General features: G+C 37.7%; 18 protein-coding genes and 2 pseudogenes. 5 read left to right on the top strand and 15 right to left on the bottom strand.

Going from position 1 to position 18,960, the window contains the following annotated elements; all coding sequences use genetic code 11:
- The first annotated feature begins 21 nt into the window (after window positions 1-21).
- Entirely contained in the window at window positions 22-948 is a 927-nt protein-coding gene (locus AN957_RS07720; RefSeq protein ID WP_056683340.1) for a DMT family transporter, read from the top strand.
- 47 nt (window positions 949-995) lie between these two features.
- Here the strand turns inward: AN957_RS07720 and AN957_RS07715 are convergent, their stop codons facing one another.
- The 4 genes from AN957_RS07715 to AN957_RS07700 form a co-directional block, all read right to left on the bottom strand.
- On the bottom strand, window positions 996-1,856 hold the full coding sequence (locus AN957_RS07715) for a YitT family protein (protein WP_056683337.1): 861 nt from the start codon (window positions 1,854-1,856) through the stop codon (window positions 996-998).
- Between the two features lie 526 nt (window positions 1,857-2,382).
- Window positions 2,383-3,546, bottom strand: a complete 1,164-nt coding sequence (locus AN957_RS07710) for a DUF4317 domain-containing protein (RefSeq protein WP_053477472.1) — start codon at window positions 3,544-3,546, stop codon at window positions 2,383-2,385.
- A gap of 186 nt (window positions 3,547-3,732) precedes the next feature.
- Window positions 3,733-4,992 carry a mechanosensitive ion channel family protein gene (locus AN957_RS07705; protein ID WP_056683333.1) on the bottom strand — a complete coding sequence of 420 codons (1,260 nt, stop codon included), beginning with the start codon at window positions 4,990-4,992 and terminating at the stop codon, window positions 3,733-3,735.
- Between the two features lie 26 nt (window positions 4,993-5,018).
- Window positions 5,019-5,606 (bottom strand): TetR/AcrR family transcriptional regulator, encoded by a 588-nt coding sequence (locus AN957_RS07700; protein ID WP_342668471.1) that lies wholly within the window; start codon window positions 5,604-5,606, stop codon window positions 5,019-5,021.
- A gap of 146 nt (window positions 5,607-5,752) precedes the next feature.
- Between AN957_RS07700 and AN957_RS07695 the strand changes: the two genes are divergently transcribed.
- Window positions 5,753-6,514 (top strand): SDR family oxidoreductase, encoded by a 762-nt coding sequence (locus AN957_RS07695; RefSeq protein WP_056683329.1) that lies wholly within the window; start codon window positions 5,753-5,755, stop codon window positions 6,512-6,514.
- Between the two features lie 799 nt (window positions 6,515-7,313).
- Here AN957_RS07695 and AN957_RS07690 read toward each other — a convergent pair.
- The 11 genes and pseudogenes from AN957_RS07690 to AN957_RS07640 all read right to left on the bottom strand — a co-directional run bounded on the left by AN957_RS07690 (window position 7,314) and on the right by AN957_RS07640 (window position 16,966).
- Window positions 7,314-8,019: pseudogene (locus tag AN957_RS07690) on the bottom strand (DNA alkylation repair protein).
- Between the two features lie 120 nt (window positions 8,020-8,139).
- A complete protein-coding gene (locus tag AN957_RS07685) occupies window positions 8,140-8,535 on the bottom strand; it encodes a VOC family protein (protein ID WP_053475030.1) in 396 nt (131 codons plus the stop codon).
- Window positions 8,536-8,663: 128 nt separating this feature from the next.
- Window positions 8,664-9,119 carry an SRPBCC family protein gene (locus AN957_RS07680; RefSeq protein WP_056683327.1) on the bottom strand — a complete coding sequence of 152 codons (456 nt, stop codon included), beginning with the start codon at window positions 9,117-9,119 and terminating at the stop codon, window positions 8,664-8,666.
- Between the two features lie 161 nt (window positions 9,120-9,280).
- A complete protein-coding gene (locus tag AN957_RS07675; RefSeq protein ID WP_056683324.1) occupies window positions 9,281-10,453 on the bottom strand; it encodes a macrolide family glycosyltransferase in 1,173 nt (390 codons plus the stop codon).
- A gap of 2 nt (window positions 10,454-10,455) precedes the next feature.
- The gene (locus AN957_RS07670) at window positions 10,456-10,890 is read right to left on the bottom strand and encodes a helix-turn-helix transcriptional regulator (protein ID WP_056683321.1); all 435 of its coding nucleotides are present in this window, start codon (window positions 10,888-10,890) and stop codon (window positions 10,456-10,458) included.
- Window positions 10,891-11,095: 205 nt separating this feature from the next.
- A complete protein-coding gene (locus AN957_RS07665; protein ID WP_056683316.1) occupies window positions 11,096-11,692 on the bottom strand; it encodes a class I SAM-dependent methyltransferase in 597 nt (198 codons plus the stop codon).
- A 24-nt stretch (window positions 11,693-11,716) separates the two neighbouring features.
- Complete coding sequence (locus AN957_RS07660) at window positions 11,717-13,123, bottom strand: sensor histidine kinase (RefSeq protein ID WP_056683312.1); 1,407 nt, start codon at window positions 13,121-13,123, stop codon at window positions 11,717-11,719.
- Between the two features lie 2 nt (window positions 13,124-13,125).
- A complete protein-coding gene (locus tag AN957_RS07655; protein WP_053475024.1) occupies window positions 13,126-13,833 on the bottom strand; it encodes a response regulator transcription factor in 708 nt (235 codons plus the stop codon).
- Between the two features lie 72 nt (window positions 13,834-13,905).
- Window positions 13,906-14,268: a YxeA family protein gene (locus AN957_RS07650; protein ID WP_172797626.1), complete on the bottom strand. Its 363-nt coding sequence runs from the start codon at window positions 14,266-14,268 to the stop codon at window positions 13,906-13,908.
- A 16-nt stretch (window positions 14,269-14,284) separates the two neighbouring features.
- Complete coding sequence (locus tag AN957_RS07645; RefSeq protein WP_056683306.1) at window positions 14,285-16,210, bottom strand: ABC transporter permease; 1,926 nt, start codon at window positions 16,208-16,210, stop codon at window positions 14,285-14,287.
- Window positions 16,211-16,966, bottom strand: coding sequence for an ABC transporter ATP-binding protein (locus AN957_RS07640; protein ID WP_053475021.1), 756 nt, complete (start codon window positions 16,964-16,966; stop codon window positions 16,211-16,213). It abuts the gene before it with no gap.
- A 192-nt stretch (window positions 16,967-17,158) separates the two neighbouring features.
- Here AN957_RS07640 and AN957_RS07635 point away from each other — a divergent pair, with 192 nt between their 5' ends.
- The 3 genes and pseudogenes from AN957_RS07635 to AN957_RS07630 all read left to right on the top strand — a co-directional run.
- The gene (locus AN957_RS07635) at window positions 17,159-17,593 is read left to right on the top strand and encodes an NUDIX hydrolase (protein WP_056683303.1); all 435 of its coding nucleotides are present in this window, start codon (window positions 17,159-17,161) and stop codon (window positions 17,591-17,593) included.
- 36 nt (window positions 17,594-17,629) lie between these two features.
- Window positions 17,630-17,782 carry a hypothetical protein gene (locus AN957_RS27580; RefSeq protein ID WP_156319092.1) on the top strand — a complete coding sequence of 51 codons (153 nt, stop codon included), beginning with the start codon at window positions 17,630-17,632 and terminating at the stop codon, window positions 17,780-17,782.
- Between the two features lie 164 nt (window positions 17,783-17,946).
- Window positions 17,947-18,273: pseudogene (locus tag AN957_RS07630) on the top strand (isocitrate lyase/phosphoenolpyruvate mutase family protein); the annotation flags it as partial.
- Window positions 18,274-18,960 lie beyond the last annotated feature (687 nt).

The raw sequence follows: 18,960 nt of genomic DNA, 5'->3' as shown, positions 1-18,960 counted from the left end.
AGTATTTAGGAGGTAGGCATCATGAAAACATCACGCCGTCTTGGATTAATAATGATCATAATTGGAGCAGCATTATGGGGAATTTCTGGTCCGATCATTCAATGGCTTTTTCAGCAAACAACGATTACATCTATAGACTTTTTAATTATTAGACTTCTGCTAGCAGGAATCCTCATATTAGCTGTTTTATCTATTAGAAAACAAAGCATTTTCGCTATTTGGAAGGAACCACACCAATGGATACAGTTAGTCATTTTCGCAATCATCGGGATGTTAGGCGCGCAATATGCCTTTATTGAAACAGTAAGAATAAGCAATGCGGTTACTGCTACCTTGTTTCAATTTCTTGGTCCAGTGCTGATTACCGTCTACGTTGCTGTCCAATATAAGAAGCTCCCATCTTTAATTCAATTGATCTCAATCATTATTGCGCTTTCAGGAATCTTTTTTCTTATTACAAACGGATCGATCGAAAATATTATTCTAACAAAGATCGCCGTCATCTTTGGCTTACTGACTGCGATTGGATTCACTTTTTATACGCTTCAGCCTGCTTCATTAATAAAAAAATGGGGATCGCCACTCATTGTTGGCTGGGGGATGCTGCTTGCGGGCATTGCTTTACTTTTATTTAATCGGCCATTTAGCTTCCAGGCCATTGCCAATACACTAACATTCGAAACCTCCACTATGCTATTTCTGGCCATACTCAGTGGAACTCTTTCATTTGTACTTTATATCGGGAGTTTAAAGCATTTAAGTCCTATGGAGACAAGCCTTCTATCAAGCATCGAGCCGCTTGTTGCCGTTATCGTTTCTATCACTTGGCTAAACGAATCATTTGGCGGCTACCAGCTGATTGGCGGGGCGCTTATTGTCGCAGCAGTTGTTGCTTTGAGTTTGCCGGAGAAGGAATTGGAGACTGTTGCGAGAGAAAGAGTTTCATAACATGATAAAAGCTGACACAATGAGTGTCAGCTTTTTTATACTCGAAATTACCCATTACTTTTTGATAAGGAAAACCCTCGTCCAAGAATTTCGGAAGCGTTAAGAAAGACAACAAATGAGGTAGGCTCTTGCTCCTGCAGCACCTTTTTTAAATAAATCGCTTCCTCCTGCTCAACCACACAAAGGATCAGTGTTTTTTCCTTATTGGAGAAGCCTCCAATCGAGCGTATCTTCGTTAGTCCCCGATCAATTTCATCTTTAATAATCGTTTGGATCTGCTCTTCCTGCTCAGTAATAATAAGCACAAGCTTTGACGGAGAGGTTTGCAGCTGCACAAAGTCAATCACTTTGCTAGTCACATAAATCGCCATCATTGCATATAAAGCTAGTTCTAAATTAAACACCAATGCAGAAGCTACGACAACAAATCCATCAACAATTAATTGGGAATAGCCGCTGGAGAATCCCGTATACTTTTTAACAATCTGTGCGACCGTTGCCAGGCCTCCTGTAGAGCCTTTTCCACGATAAACAATTCCAAGTCCAACCCCTAAGAGGATTCCTCCATAAATCGCAGCTAGAAGCGGATTATCAATGGTAAAAGGAATATCGGCACTAACCCATATCGTAAACGGAACAAAAAAGGTCCCTACTAATGTTTTAATGCTAAAATCCTTCCCAAGGAGGATGAGTCCAGCAAAAAACAGCGGAATATTAATCAACCATTGAACGTAAGCGGGATTAAACTGATAAAGCTCATACAGAATTGTACTAATTCCTGACACACCACCCGCCGCAAGTCTCGCTGGCAATAGAAATATATTATAAGATAAACCAACTAAAATCGAACCAATAACAATAAAAATGTATTCCTTCAGTAACTTCGTCTGAGTTGTTTGTTTATTCATTTATTCCGTTTCCTTTCTTTAATATATAACCTTGGCATTTTAACATACAATCAGGTGAAAAAACATTAAAATATTTATTGAAAACTTATAGAGACCGGATGTTACATTTGTTGGTAATTTCGGGTTCGTATGTGATTAATAGAGACTGGATATTACATTTATTAGAATGAACGGGTTCATATATGATTAATAGAGATCAGATGTTACATTTATTGGAAAAATCGGGTTCCTATATGACTTTTAGAGACCAAATATTACATTTATTGGAAATTTCAGATTCACATATGATTAATATAGACCAGATGTTACATTTATTGGAATAAACGGTCACACAAACTAAAGTTAGAGCCCGTTTTTACCGATAAAAGGAAAAATTGGTTTCGTAAAAACAATCATTAGCATCGGCAAGCTAATATCGGTCTGGGTCATTTCAATGCGGGGGTTAATACTAGATTTGTTCTTTAAATCAGACTGATACAAGAAAAGGAGATAGCCATTTCAGTGAATGGCTATCTCTTTTTCCATTTTATTGATGATTAGACATGTTGGGCAAGCGGAAGCCTTCAACGACAACATCTTCATCCACTTCTAATAGCAGACATCTTTTTCCTTCATAGGTAATGTATTTTACATTTTTCAGTTCTTTCGGGTGGATGGATACGTCGGCAATCTTTGTGTTGATCTTAATTGATTTCGGGATAACACTGCTCGCTTTGATTTCATGATTGACATCATAGACGACACTTTTGAAGGCATGTTCAACTTTGGCGGTATCGACATCTTCCACACCGCTTACCTCTAAGATGCGTTCAATGTCACGAGAATCGAGTTTAGGAGGTTCACTTTCTTCATTTTCTATACTCTCCTGTACCATCTTATCAATCTCTTCATACACATTAGAAATGACATTGGTAGCGACTTCTTCCCCTGCTACCAGTTTTACAATTTGTTCAAAGCTATCCTTCTCTTCTATTGCTGTGATAATGTCTTCACAATGGAGGACTTCTTCGATAAACATCGTATCTGGCTGATTCGCTTTTCCGCCATAATAGAGAATATGATTGACGTCAGCCGCATTATCATTAAAGGCAGGAAACATAAAGCCTGTTAACGGAGCAGTCAAATTGATAATCGGGTCGACTGCGTTATTTGATTTAAATTCCTTCTCGATATAATCAAACAGCAGTGCTTTTTTCGGCTGATCAGTTTTATTGAGCGAGCAGAGGGTAAATTCATTGGAATATACCTCATCATCTCCGCCTTCTTCGGATTCCAGATCACGTTTTCTTGTCGCCTTTTGATATTCTCCCCGAATAAACGTGACGACTGTGTCAAATTCATAAACAGCATGAGCAAACATTTTCTGGACGATTCTCAGCATACTTTCCATCCATTCTTCCGAATCTGCCCGCAATCCATTGTAGAGAATCATTTGCGTACTATCTTCCACATCTCTTCTAAATTTCAATTCAAACAGCTTCGCGTCAAGACTCCCTGTCAAAACCTTTTTAAAGTTGGTTAAAAATAATTCCTGCGCTTCCTGCTCCAGCATTTGAAACGGCTGGCTGACTTGATGGTAAATCTCTCCTGATTCTTTCTTTATATACACATTAAATATTTCTCGAATATTCATATATCGATTGTTTAATTTAAATTGTTTTCGGACGTTAGCAATGTCTTTTTTATTCATTTGTCTCATCTCCCATTCCTGATTATACTGTTCAGACAAAAAAATAGTAATACTTGATATTTTACCAACTTTAATACCAAGTAGGGATTTCGTATTTTTCATGAACATTTCTGATCTTTTCACAAACAAAAAGAACACCCACAAATACAAGATCCATGAGTGTTTTTACGATTTTAAATCATTTTTTCAATGTGCTCTTTCTCCATCCCGTCTTGGTTCATCCATCATTGTTCTTAAATCATTCCCAGATGGATTCTGGAATAAACGAAGCCCAAATTCTGGTGCAACTGCAAAGAGATGATCGAAGATATCAGCCTGAACGGATTCGTATATTGCCCATCTGACATCATTTGAAAAAGCATATATTTCTAATGGCAGCCCGTGTTCTGTTGGAGCAAGCTGTCTAACCATTAAAGTCATGTCTTGATTGATCCCCGAATGTTTTTGCAGGTAATGGTTAATATACACGCGAAAAACACCTATATTCGTAAGAGCCCTTCCATTCACTGGATTGCTTCGGTTAATTCCGTTCTTCGTATTGTGCTCAACAATTTCATGTTCTCTATTGATCATATAGTCCGAAAGATAGTGGATGCTTTTAAACTTTTCAATCATCTCGTCAGTACAAAATGCAATACTATTTTTGTCGATAAATAAAGAGCGCTTAATTCTGCGTCCACCAGAGGTTTGCATCCCCCTCCAATTGATAAAAGAATCAGAGATTAAAGCATAGCTTGGAATCATCGTAATCGTCTTATCCCAATTTTGCACCTGTACGGTATTTAAGGAAATATCAATCACATCGCCATCTGCTCCATATTTCGGCATTTGAATCCAGTCCCCAACCCGTACCATATCATTAGATGACAGCTGGATCCCAGCAACAAGACCTAATAACGAATCTTTAAAAACTAGCATGAGTACAGCTGAGAGAGCCCCAATCCCACTTAAAAGGATAATCGGACTTTCCCCCAGCATGTTCGCAATAATCACAATAATCCCAAGTGTAATGACGATAATTTTAACAACCTGAATATATCCCTTTATCGGTCTTGTCTTAGATATTTCATAGGTTTGATAAATATCAGTAATCGCATTTAATAAGCTATTCATAATCATTAGTCCCACAATGATTAAATACGTAATTGCACCCTTTTCTATCAAATGCTGAAAGTACTGAAAGGTAGAAGAAAAGTAGTAAATAATCATCGCTGGAACAATATGGGATAATTTATGAAAAACCTTTCGATCCAAAAGGATATTGTCCCATTGGTATTTGTTATTTCTTACGATGTGCGTGATGATTCTAATGACGATCTTTTTTGTGATAAAATTCGCGGCAATACAGATAATCGCGATAAAAAGAATCATAATAATAGTTGAAAGATACTTAACTACCGTAGGATTCAAATCATATTCTGACAGCCATTCACTAATAAACTCCATATGATCCTCCAATATATAAAAGTGGTTTACTGCATTTTACGGACGGGGCTATTGATCGACAAGATGGTGATAAGGTGCTGATTCAGCTCTTGGATCGATGTTTCGTATCCATGACGGTGCCATTCAATTAAGATGCCAAGGATCGCATTGGTCTGATAACTAATGAGATAATCTAGCTGGATGCTGTGATCTAATTCGAAATGTTCTTCTATCGATTCCTTCATAAATGAACGGACCGTATCAAATAGAAGATAATAATACATCATCGGAATGCGCTCATCAAATATTATTTGATAAAAGTCTTTATATTTCTTCACATGATGAAATATTTTAATCATATCTGCTTCAAGATTCTGGATATGATAATTCGTTTTATAATAAGGTTCTTCGTAAGATTGCTTTAAATCTTCGACAATAACCTCTAAGTATTCACGAAACACTTCATGGACCTCTTTATAGTGCAAATAAAACGTTCCGCGGTTAATCGTAGCTTCCCGGCACAATTCAGCGATTGTGATCGTTTCTAATGGTTTCTGTTTCAATAATGCCAATAACGCATGGCGTAAACTATCTTTAGTCTTAATTATTCGAAGGTCCTGCTTCAATTTTTTCACCCCATATTGAACACTAATTGAAATAAGCGTCTATTACTCAACACTACTCAGATTTTCTGTCGATTGTACTGCTTAACCTTCTCTAGTATAATTTTTATTGCACACATGTTCAATATATATTATTTGAAATAGTGGAGGGATATGGGATGAAATTAAAAGACAAAGTAGCAATCGTAACAGGTGCAGCTTCAGGTATGGGAAAAGCCATTGCAGAATTATATGCGAGTGAAGGGGCAAAAGTAATCGTTTCCGACCTTAATCTGGAAGGTGCTGAAGCAGTCGTTAAAGGGATTACAGAAAAAGGCGGAACTGCCAAGGCAGTTCAAGTCAATGTGGCAAAACAAGTGGACATTGATCATATGATTGACACAGCTGTTAGCGAATACGGAACATTGGATATTTTAGTAAATAATGCTGGGATAATGGATGGTTTTGAACCAGTTGCTGATATCCTTGATGAGCGCTGGGACTTAATTTTTGATATAAATACAAAAGGTGTTATGAGAGCAATGCGTAAAGCACTCCCAATCTTCTTAGAAAAAGAAAGTGGAGTGATCATTAATACCGCTTCAACTGGAGGATTAAATGGAGCTCATGCAGGTGCAACATATGGAGCATCCAAGCATGCAGTCATTGGTCTTACGAAAAATACCGGTTATATGTATGCAAATAAAGGCATCCGCTGTAATGCCATTGCCCCCGGCGGTGTAGCAACGAATATCGCTTCTTCGATGCAGAACTTTAATCAATTCGGCATGGAGCGTACGAAAGCAGTACAGGGAGTAATGCCAAGAATCGGACAGCCTGAAGAAATCGCACAAGTCGCGCTTTTCTTAGCTTCTGATGATTCAAGCTTCGTAAATGGTACTGTTATTACCGCTGACGGCGGCTGGACAGCAGCATTCTAATAAAATCCTAAAACTAAATTTCGGTTTTTATAATAACGGGTTACTTTATTTAAATGGAAAAAGAGAAACACACGATATTTCTTATATGAAATATCATGTGTTTTTTTATTGTTTTAGCAAGGGGTGATGTGCATTTTTTCGTTGTTTAAATTTGAAAGGATGGAATTATTTAATGTGCGGTAGATGAAATTTGCTGTGATATGAATTTGACAGAAGAATTACCTATAATGTAAATTTTTTTAGATATATGATGGTTTTATTCGGATAGGGCTTACTGAAAATCGACTGGGCTTGTCCGAACTCGAGCATTGTTCGGACTAGGATTGCTCAAAATCAACTGGGCTTGTCCGAACCCGACGGCTATTCGGACTATGATTGCTCAAAATCACCTGGGCTTGTCCGAACCCGACGGCTATTCGGACTATGATTGCTCAAAATCACCTGGGCTTGTCCGAAACTTGAGGGCTATTCAGACTATGATTGCTGTAAATCGACTGGACTTGTCCGAACTCGAGCATTATTCGGACAAAGTTTGCTGAAAATCAACTATGCTTGTCCGAACTGGACGGCTATTCGGACAAGCATTGCTCAAAATTACCTGGACTTGTCCGAACTCGCGGGCTATTCAGACTAGGCTTGCTTAAAATCGCCTGTGCTCGTCCGAATTCCACGGCTATTCGAATAGGAATAACATGGAACTACCTCTAACAAACTTTCCAAAAACAGAAAAAAAGATTGCACGGAGTTTACTTTTAACCATTCTTTATGTGTATTATTACTACGTTCACTTAGGGAGATATCAACAAATACATGTTTTCCGCTTCATACCTATTCTATTCTTCTCTTCTACTTTCTTAATATAATCTGAAGCGAGTGGGACCTTACAAGCGGTATTTCCAACATCAACATGCACCTTGCCGATATATTCTGCGACTTGCTTTGCTTCCTCCTTTAATTCAGCCACATAGGTGCCGACAGATATAACAAAGCCGTTCATCACATATCGGACCCGATTACGCTCATTATGTATCGTACTTTTCACTTGATTTAGCAGCATTCTTATTTCAGGTATATCCAATTTTTCATCAGGGGTAATGGATAGGTAGTTAGCATATGTACTCCAGCCACAAACCGCTATCATCTCTTCCTCAGATTTCATCCATTCCCTCGCTAATTCGAGGGCATAGTCGCTTTCTGCCGCCACTTGCGCAACTGTATATTCCGCAGCCAAATACCAGTAGGCTTTCTTTGCCCAATCCTGTAAAGTCTCCTTAGAGATAATCTTTGGATTAACCGACACCTGCCAAATACATTGCATCATGATTATCAGAATCATATAACTTTAATGCTAATTCATGATCCTTTTTTACAAATTTGACCAATTTCTTCATATCCCCTATTTTCACGCCAAAATGTGGCTCCCTCACCCCATGATTTTTATAAATTTGCTTCGTTTGCTCAGAGCCTAATTCTTCAAGTTTCTGCATAATTTCTTCATAAGTCATTTGATTCAACCTCTCATAATATGAATATTTTCACTTAGATTATACATTTTTGAAAATTTAAAAAGGCACTTTTCCTATTAAATGAAAAGCACCCCATTATTTAAAGATAGCTGGCTAATCCTACTTAGCGTTCTCATCTGGCTGATGAATTCCAAATACATTTCCTTCTGTATCCATATAGTATCCCTGCCAAGCCATCCCAGGCAGCGCATGTTTTGGCAGTGCCACCGTGCCTCCGCTGCTCATGATTTTCGCTTCAATCGCATCGTAATCTTCTACTCCCATTGTACAAGCATAGCCATTCATCGCTTGACCAGGCTCCGGGGGTGGGCTTTGACGCTGCATCAATGCGCCATTAATTCCAAGCTCACTTGCATCGCCAGTTACAGCTCCGAAATATGGCATTCCCGCATAGTCGCTCCAATCTTCAAAGGTCCAGCCAAATACATCCCCATAAAACTTCTTCGCCCGTTCCATATCATCCACATGAATTTCGAAATGAATTAATCTTCCCATGTTTACCTCCTAGTTTTTCTGAAAATAATTTCTCTTATATATTCAACCTGTATAAGCAGAACACCTTTTTCATTATTGCAAAACATTGGAAAAGTTATTCATTTTGCAGCCGAGGTTTTAGAAAATATTCACTCATTTTCCATATAGCTTATTAGCCCGTCCAAATCTTTCGCACATGCTTTTTTAAAGGTTCCAGCCATCATTTTTCCAAAAATTTTCGTCAAACCGGTAAGTCCCCTTATTTCTCCATTCAGAGTAATCACTGTATGATCATCCTCTGAAGCGATTATGTATGTGAACACAAATTCTCCTTTTCCTGTTGTTCCTTTCGTTCCATCACAGCGGAGCACAATTTTCTTGGGTTCCGTAAGTTCAACTACCTCAAAATGTTCAGTAGCTTCTTTTCCAAACATCTTTCTCGTTTCCATCCACTGACTTCCTGCCTGCATTGGCCCCTCATCTAATCGCTCTATTCTTACTAATCCTTGCATCCAGCGTTTTGCCGAATCAAGATCAAGCAGACCTGTATAGGCTGTTTGTTTGGATACCTTCGTCGTTCTTTTCACTTCAAAATGAATGCTCAAGCCCAATCGCTCCTCGTAAAACTTTTTTAAAAGTATATCATACAATGATACTTGTATTTTTAATTATAGACAGAATTATCAAATAAAATATAACAGATTCCATTAAATTAAAAAATAACACATGATCTCATCAAAATGATTGGAATCATGTGCTCGTTTTTTCATTTTATCTTATCCAATATAACATTAGCTGCCTCTACAGCTCCACCGGCATTCCTGAAGTCTTCAGAGAGATCTCGGGCGTTTTCTAAATAGGTTCCATTGGCCAGTACTGCTGATACAGCTTTCTCCAGATGCTTTGGCTGTTTTCCTTTTAATTTTATACCCGCACCAAGTTCAGCGACACGTTCAGCCACTGCCCTTTGCTCGCTATGCAACGGAAATAATACCATTGGAACGCCATAATACAGACTTTCATTCACACTATTCATTCCGCAATGTGTAATAAATACATCTGCCTTCTGTAATATTCCTAGCTGGTCTACTCTGTTTTGAACGGTAAAATTGTCTGGTAGACGGCCAAGAGAATCAATCTCCGTTTTGTCACCAACCGACATTAGAATATCATACCTATTGTCCGCAAATGCATGGATGCAATTTTGGTAAAAGTCCTTATTTTGATTAAGTACCGTTCCTAATGAAATATAGATGAACTTCCTGCCTTCCCTTCCTTCGAATGCCTCAGAAGACTGCCGGATGGAAGGGCCGACGAAGGAATATCTGTCGGAAAATGTTTCGGCCATCGGCTGGAATTTTTTTGATGTATAAACAATGGTGTCTGTTTCATTGTCATTTTGAATAATCGAAATAAAGTTCTCTACTTCATACCCGTGGGACCGCAGCAGCTCTAACTTCTTATTAATTCTTGGCATTCCAGTTATCATGCCCAATATTTCCTTTATACTGCGTTTCATCAGCTTGGCTGTATGGCGATTAAATGCAAAGGTAGTTGTTGAACAAATGTAGGGGATTCCTAATTTCTTAGCAAACAACTTCCCCCAAAAGCATAAAGAATCCGATACAATGCAATCCGGCTGAATATCTCTTAATTCCGTACATACTTTTTCATCTAAAGCAATGGTCGTATCGACAATCATTTCAATCAATGCCGCAAAATCTTTTCCAGCTTTGCGATCCAATTCCTCTTGTGAAATCGGGGGGAGGAATTCATCACAGGGAATAAACTTGGCACCGAGACCTTCAATTTTTCCTTTAAACTCTAAAAAAGAGTAGTACCAAACATCATGCCCTCTATTTACAAGCTCAGCTACTACCGGTAAGGTCGGATTCGTATGCCCGTGTGCAGGGATCGAAAAGAATACAATTTTAATCATTCCTATTCATCCTCCGCTGCTTCTGCCTTACGGATCAAATCTGCAAACTCCAGGAAACTATCTGTTTTTAAGATAGCTATTCCTTTTGTTGCGTCTTCCCCTAAAACAACAAGCTTATCGCCAGCATGAATCTGATACATATCCCGCGCTTGCTTTGGAATAACGATCTGCCCGCGCTCGCCTACCTTCACAACACCGAAAAACTGTTTCCCTTTCGGACCAAGATGCTCTACCTCTTCTTCACTCATACTGCCGGATAATTGATCCAATGTTACTTGAAAGAGTTCGGCTAACATTTTACATTTATGAATATCAGGCAACGCCTCTTCATTCTCCCACTTTGCAACAGTCTGACGAGAAACATTTACCCGCTCAGCTAATTGTTCCTGGCTCATTTTATTTTTCTTACGCAACACACGAATATTCATACCAATCATATCTTCAACTCCTATATGATTAAATATAAGTGGGAGCTTGAATAAAGTCTATCATCATTCCGCGTCATTTTATGTTAAAAATTGTGGCAAAAGATAGGATTAACTTGTTATAAAAATAACCCCGTTCTTATTTTAGAACGAGGTCTTACATATGTGAATGGTTCTATTTAGAGATTCTACGCACTAAGAAATAAAAAATAAGAAATCACTTTATACTACTGGATATAAACATTGAGGCATCTTGATTCATAAAAATACGATTTCCTTGATAGAATGTCTTAATTTCTATTGATTTAAATCCAGCTTCTGATAGTCTTTTTTTCAGTTCTTCATGTGAAAAACCGTTATGAACTTTCGGATGATTTATTTTATCGTTTTTATCAAAATCAATAATAATTAGCTTGCCGCCAATATTTAAAATGTTGAACAATTCTTGCAAGATTTTTTTAGTATCCGGAATATGAAGAAGAACTAGTGACATTAATACTATGTCTGCCTTAAGTTCAGGCGTTTCTTGAATAAAATCTGAATAAAGCACTTTTGAGTTAGTAATTCCTTTGTGAGAAATTTTAGCTTTCGCAACCTCCAACATTTGCTTTGATGAATCCACCATCAAAACAGAATCAACTAAATCTGATAATTCTAAACTAATTAGACCCGTGCCGCTCCCATAGTCTATTAAAGATTTTGATTTGCAATTTTGCAATTCTTCTCTTACAGCTTTGACTATAACTTGAGCTAGTTCCATTCTATCTTCTGTATCATATCTTTTTGCCATCTGTTCAAAAACGTTATTGTCCATATTTCACTCCCCTATTTATTTAATTTAAGTTTGAATCTCAATGGCTGTTCCGCAGCCAATTTCACTATGAATGGTAATTTGACCGTCATGGGCTTTTATAATGTCATGTGCTATGGCCATTCCAAGCCCTGATCCTTTATGAGCAGCCCCAGTATTTGTGCCTCGATAATACCGGTCAAAAATCCTTTCAAGTTCCTTCTCATTAATCCCCTTCCCATCATCTTTAATCAAAATATGTGTATGTTCTTTCCTTTCAATGCTTACTTCTACCTTTACTTGATCATTGTTATGAACAATCGCATTGAGAATCAAATTATTGATTGCCCGCCGGAAAAGAATTTCATCCACTTCTGCCATTATGTTCTCCTCGTTTACATGGAACTGGATATTTCGGTCGGTATATTTCGGATCATTCAATAGATCAATCACAATCTTCCGCAACAAAGCAACAATATTTACCTCTTTTTTATTTAACGATAGTTCTTTATTTTTTAATCTAGTTGATAAATTTAGATCTTCCATTACTTCTTTGATATAGAGAGACTTAGCTTCAATAATTCCTGCATATTCCCTTATTTCTTCCGAAGAAAAGTCATACTCCGGATCTTTGATCATTTCTGCATATCCTTGAATCGAGGACAGCGGAGTTTTGATGTCGTGAGAAATGTTGGCAATCCATTCCTCCTTCATTAAATCTAACTTTTTTCTTTCTCTTTCGCTGATCTTTAATTGGTCAGCTAAATGATTTAAATTATAGAATACATTTTTATATAAACCTCTTGATTCAGTATGGTGATTGAATTCATGATTGGCCAATTTTTTAATGCCGTCAATTAGCGTATGTAATGGCTGGGTAAGCCTTTTGCTAAAAAGGTAGCCAATCCATAGCGCGATTAAGATATCTATTAGTAAAATAACCATGCCTATTTTAATGACTCTAAAAATATCCTGATTATTATAGGAGATAACTTGCCGACCTAAATTCCAATTTTCAATTCCAATCAAATAGCTGAACTGACGGCCATTTTGTTCCTTTTCCCCAACATAAACGACCGTAGTTGCGTTTACTTCTTTATATTTATACATTTGAATCATATCTGCTGGGGTATATTTTTTCTTCCTATTTGCAGGTGCTCCCAGGCTGTAAACCTCTTTGCCGTTTTCATCTAAAATTTGAATCCAGGCATCCTTTTTCACTAACTTGTTTTGTCCTTTTTCAGAAATGGCTACATCATGATTCAATGTGATAATTTCTTGTTGAAAATTTCTCGTGAATTGTTCCGGAGATATTTCTCGGTTTTGAAAAATTGGAACATCGAAAGCAATTTGTGCCGTAAGCAGCGCTAACCCAATGATAAGATTGATGAAAATAATCAGAACAACAACCAATACAACAGAAAATAAATACCTTCCCGTTAGCCTCCACTTCATCCCTATTCATCCTCTATAATCAGCTTATACCCTAAGCCTTTTACCGTCACTAGATATTGAGGATGAGAAGGCTGGTCCTCAATTCTTTCCCGAAGTCTACGGATATGAACCATGACTGTATTATCCATGCCGAAGAAGTCTTCCCCCCAGACAGTGTCGTAGAGCTGTTCTTTACTGATTACCTTGTTCTTGTTTTGAAGGAATACCTTCATTAACCCAAGTTCCTTTGGCTTCAATTCAATCACTTGCCCATTCTTTGTCAGCTGTGCCTTTTCCTCGTTTAATTCAAACGGGCCCGCTTTGAATTTTGTCTCTTTCTGCGGTTCAGCCTGCATGTATTCTGCCCGGCGCAAATGCGCTTTTACCCGATAAGCAACCTCTTTGGGGCTAAATGGCTTCGTAATGTAATCATCGCCGCCGATCGCAAAGCCCAATATCTTATCAATCTCCTCGTTTTTTGCTGATAAAAATAAAATAGGCACCTTGGAAATATTTCTGATTTGTTTGCAGACATCATAGCCTTCCCCATCCGGCAGCATAATATCTAGCAGCACAATGTCTGGATGATAGGTTTGAAATTGATTAAACCCATCTTTAGCAGTAGCTGCAGTTACCACATGATCGATTCCTTCCTTTTTTAACACCGTTTTGATCAGCCGTAAAATATCTTCTTCATCATCTATAATTAAAACCTTCTTGTTCGTTGACAAAATACTTACCTCCTTGCTTTCCTATTACATTATAGTAAAAAGGAATCCCCTTTCAAAAGGATTCCTTCATTATTACTTCGATAACTTCTCACTTGCTTTTTTAGGAAGTTCTTCCTTTTTCATTTCCTGATAGGAGGTAACCCCCTTACTATCTTTTACAAATAAAGATAAATACGCATTTTCACGAAGCTGTTTTTGAGCAGTAAAGGTCAATGTCTTTTGTCGGCCATCCTTGTCATATGCCGGAAGTTTATATTCATAGCTTACATACTTTCCCCCACTATCATCTTTACCTTCCAGCATCTTTCCTTGACCAATAATTTGAGTATAATATTGTTCTGCTCCCAGCCTATTAAAGTTTACATTTTGAAGAATAACCAATCCGCCAACTAGAATCACTGCGATAGCTGCAATCAATCCTATAAATTTTTTCATTATTTTCTCCTCTTTTCTATTTGATAATTATTTTGTAGTAGTTCCTTACTGTTAAAAAGTAATAAGCAATGTAAATACAAACATAAACGCCTATACAGATGAGAACAGGAGTCATCAAATTTGTTTGCATTAATTTAGATAACGCAGTTAAGGCCACTATTGAGTGGGAAACACCAGCTAGTAATGGCAAGGCAAAAATAAATAAGATCTGTTTTGAAATGGATTTTTTTACTTCCTTCTTATTCACACCAATTTTGTATAAGATCACATAACGGTCTTTATCCATAGTCGCCTCTGTCAGCTGTTTAAAATAAATAATGCTTCCTGTAGCAGCTAGGAATACTAATCCTAAAAAGCCGCCAATAAAAATGAGTAAACCTGATGCCTCCATTCCTCGAGCATAATCGGAATAAAAGCTTGAGAAATTTGCTTCCTCCGGCAACAAGGATTGAATCTCTTTCGTAACTGTTTTTGCATCCTCTTCATTTTTCAGTTTGTAAGCTTCCATGTTTACAAGGTCTGTTCTGCTTGCAAGCTTGGAAAATAACTCATCACTAATAACAACTGTCATACCAGCTGTTTGGAGATTGAGGACATTATATTTCTTCAATTCTTTAAAGGTAATATTCTCGCTGCTGTCATTTGCTTTTAACGAAATCGTTGCCCCAACATACTTCGGTGAAAAATCTTTGGAATAGCCGGCTTCTAGTACGGCTGCTTCATTTCCGCTTAATGATAGAGATTCATCTCTATTCTGCGATTTAGCTAATTGGTTAAAGGTTTTATTGTCGATAATGCTGTATTCCATTTCATCTGGATAAATCTTGCTATGAAGATTTGTAATATCGGCATCCATCATCATTGTTGGGACGGTCAAGTGATAGACAATTTTATGCACTTTGTCCCTTGATATCCGCTCTTTGATCTGTTTAGATACATTTTTGTCTTTTGCTATAAACATTAGGCTATTAGGATTTGCTAGGTCAGCATTACTTCTGTTGTTATAGTAAAAACTATATGCCGCTCCAACCGCAGTTAATGTAGTTGCACTTAGTACAGCAATAATGGTTAATGTACGTGCATTACCCTTTATTCGGTAGAGAAGCTGGGATGTGCTGATTAAATTGATTCCATTCCAAAAATGAGGTTTATTTTTTCTTAATAGCTTTAATAAATAAACCGTTAATGTACTAAATAATAAATATGTTCCAAGAATTACTGTGACTAAGATGACGAGCGGGGTTATCAAAAAGCCTATTTTTCTCCACACTTCTGACTCCAGCATATTTTGCAGTGCAAGCCAGTATCCCACTCCAACTAACAGAACGGAGATCATCGCGGTGATGACAGAAGCCTTTGGTTCTTTTTCCCCTTCCTGCTCCGCTTTGAATAACTCAATTAACTTAAAGCGGTAAATTAAGCGATATCCGTGTATCGAAGTAATCGCCGTCATTACCGTGAATACGATAATGGTATTTACGATTGCTTGCGGGGAAATAGCAAAATTTCCAAGTGCATCATACCCCATGACCTTCATCAAAATGGTGACAAAAAACTTTGACAAAATGGAACCAAGGATAATCCCAATCAATAGAGCGATAATCCCCATAATAAAGTTTTCATAAAATAACATCCGGCCGATTTGCTTTTTACGAACGCCTAGCAAAGAGTAGAGTCCGACTTCTTTTTTGCGTTTCTTTGTAAAAAAAGAATTGGAATACCAGATAAATACAGCTACAAAAATCATGAGCACAACAGATGCACCATTAAAGACGGAGCTAATTTTGGTGGACGAATCAGTTGTTTCCTGTATTGCTTGATCATATTTTAAAGAAACAAAGGTAAAGTAAATAACAATACTAAAAATCATTGATCCGATATATAAAAAATAGTTGGTAAAGTTTTTTCGGATATTTTTCCTGGCGATGCTAAATAACGTCATTTAATGTCCACCCCCAAGTGAAGCAAGGACATCTAGTATTTTTTGAAAGAATTCCTGACGGGAATTTTGCATTTTTTGAATTTCCGCGTAGATTCCGCCATCTTTAATAAATAAAATTCGTTTACAGAAGCTTGCTGCAAAGGCATCATGTGTGACCATCATAATCGTTGAGTGATTCTGCTCATTAAGTGCTGTTAAGCTTTCTAGTAAATCAGCTGCGGATTTTGAATCCAAGGCTCCTGTAGGCTCGTCCGCCAATATAAGGCTCGGTTTCGTCACCATCGCCCTCGAAGCAGCTGTTCTTTGCTTCTGGCCCCCAGAGATATGATAGGGATATTTATCAAGTATTCCTTGAATTCCAAACGTATCTGCGATTTTCTCGACTCGGTTTTCTATTTCTTTTGCCGGCACTTTTGATAATGCCAGTGGCAGTAAGATGTTTTCCTTCACCGTTAAGGTATCAAGCAGATTATAATCTTGAAAAATAAAGCCGAGGTTGTTACGGCGAAAATCTGATAATTGCTCTTCCTTCATAGTGACAATATTTTGATCGGCAATAATAATTTCTCCTGAAGTTGGCGTATCAATGGTCGATAATATATTGAGTAATGTGGATTTACCAGCACCCGAAGGCCCCATAATGCCGATAAATTCTCCTTCTTTTATTTCTAAATCTATATCTTCCAATGCTTTATATTGATTTCCCTTCGAACCGTATACTTTTTGAACGTTTTTTGCACGTAAGATAGTTTTCATTGAAAAGTCCTCCTTTAATGACTACAATTCAGAGTATATTGGTCCAACCTTACATCGTTTTAATCTAAACCTTACATAAACCTTAAATATCGAGGGAGCATCCGAATGTTGTTAAAATAACTGATGGATGCTTAGCAGCAATTCTCTACTCTGAAGCGAAATATTTAATAAACAATATAAGGGGGGCTTTAAATGTTTTATGTTAATGTCGAAGGAGCCGTTTATAAGGAAAACAAGTGGCTGGTTATTGAACGAAGTTTGAAAGAAGGACATGCAGGCGGTCTGCTTTCTCTAGTGGGAGGAACAGTTGAAAATGAGGGTGATTCTAAAGATATTTTAGAAAGAACGTTAAGACGCGAATTATTTGAAGAGGTTGGAGTGATGGTACAAGAAAAGATGGAATATGTCAGAAATACCTCTTTCAAATTAGACGATGGCAGTGAAGTCATTGATATTGTTTACTTATGTGAGTTGGAAGAGGGTGAGCCTTTTGCTAAGAGTCCAGAAGAAGTGAATGCTGTCTATTGGATGACAGCAGAGGAAATCGGTAATCATCCGAAGACGCCCATTTGGTTAATCGATAGTATAAAGGAAGCTGAGAAGCTCCTTAAAAATAAAACTGCCTGAATCCAAGCAGGTTCGTACAGCATTGGGGGGAACATTTTGAAGTCGTTCATTAAGAAAAACAAGATGACAATATTATTTTCTACCATCATTATCTTTTTCATCGCTGGTCTGCTTGATATTAAATATGAAGGATTATTTTTTCAGCTCTTGCCAGCATCCATACAGTCATTTTTAGCTGATCTATTATAATCAGTTGGACTACTAACATAATGATAGGAAAGCGTTAAGGTGAAGCATAAAATGGCTTCACTTTTTTTGTTGTCTAAAATACAGACCATAAGAGCAAGAATGAGGGCGAAATGGAGGTCGATTACTTGTTAGAATGTGATCATTACAAATGAGGAGGAATTAAAATGAACAAGATTCAAACATTCAATGAACTGCACTTTTCAGGGGAACTATTATTTCTTGGGAACGCTTGGGATTTACTCTCTGCCTTAACACTTGAAAAAGTAGGCTTCAAAGCAATTGGTACGACCAGCTGGGGGATTGCGAACTCACTAGGATATGCGGATGGAGAATTAATCGATTTTAACAGACATTTAGAGATCATCAAAAATATCGCACAGAATGTGAAGGTTCCCGTTTCAGCTGATATTGAAGCTGGTTATGGAGAAGATACCCAAACAATCGTTGATCATGTTTTGAGGACGGCGGATGTAGGCGTTGCTGGTATTAATAACAAAAATTTGTTGTTTTTTGAATGCTTTTTTCTCTTTTTTTTATTTTTTTCTCCTTCTATTTGCATTCCGAATAGCAGGAGTTCCCAAAGGGGATCATTTTTCCCGATTGGCATGTAGAACGAATCATGAGTATAGGCAATGGGTCAAGGGAGTAGCACAAAAAGTTTTTCGTTGCGAAGCGCCTTTAGAAAAAGTTTTTTGCCCCTTGACCGATTGACTCGTTTCTTAGCTTGGAATCGGTTGGGTTCGGGGTCCCGACCGATTGGAAGCTTAGAAACGCTGCGTGATGATACGATTCGGAATGCAAATGGGCGAAAAGGAGAAAACAAATAAAAAGCCGGTGGGAACCGGCTTTCCTTTTTTGCTCTTAGATTTTTGTCTTTATTCTTTTAAGGATTTTCGGCTCGTTCGGTATGGCCGTAAGGTAAATGGAACAGGAACTTACCAGGTGTAGCTATGCGTACAGCTGGTTGTTATCGGGGCATTTAATACCGAAGCGACACTTACAGCATCCTGGATAGCGTTGTTGGCTGTCCTGGATGCTGTTGTGCTGCCGCCCGAATTGTGAGGTTATTATTAATAAGATTTTGAAAGGACTTTAAAGCTACTTCGCTAGTAAGTTTACAGAGATAATAAAGGTGGATTCTTGAATAACACTCTGTGGTAAATCTGGTTATTTATGAA

The organism is Cytobacillus solani (genome assembly GCF_001420595.1).
GTDB lineage: Bacteria > Bacillota > Bacilli > Bacillales > Cytobacillaceae > Cytobacillus > Cytobacillus solani.
This window is presented reverse-complemented; position numbering and strand designations above follow the sequence as displayed.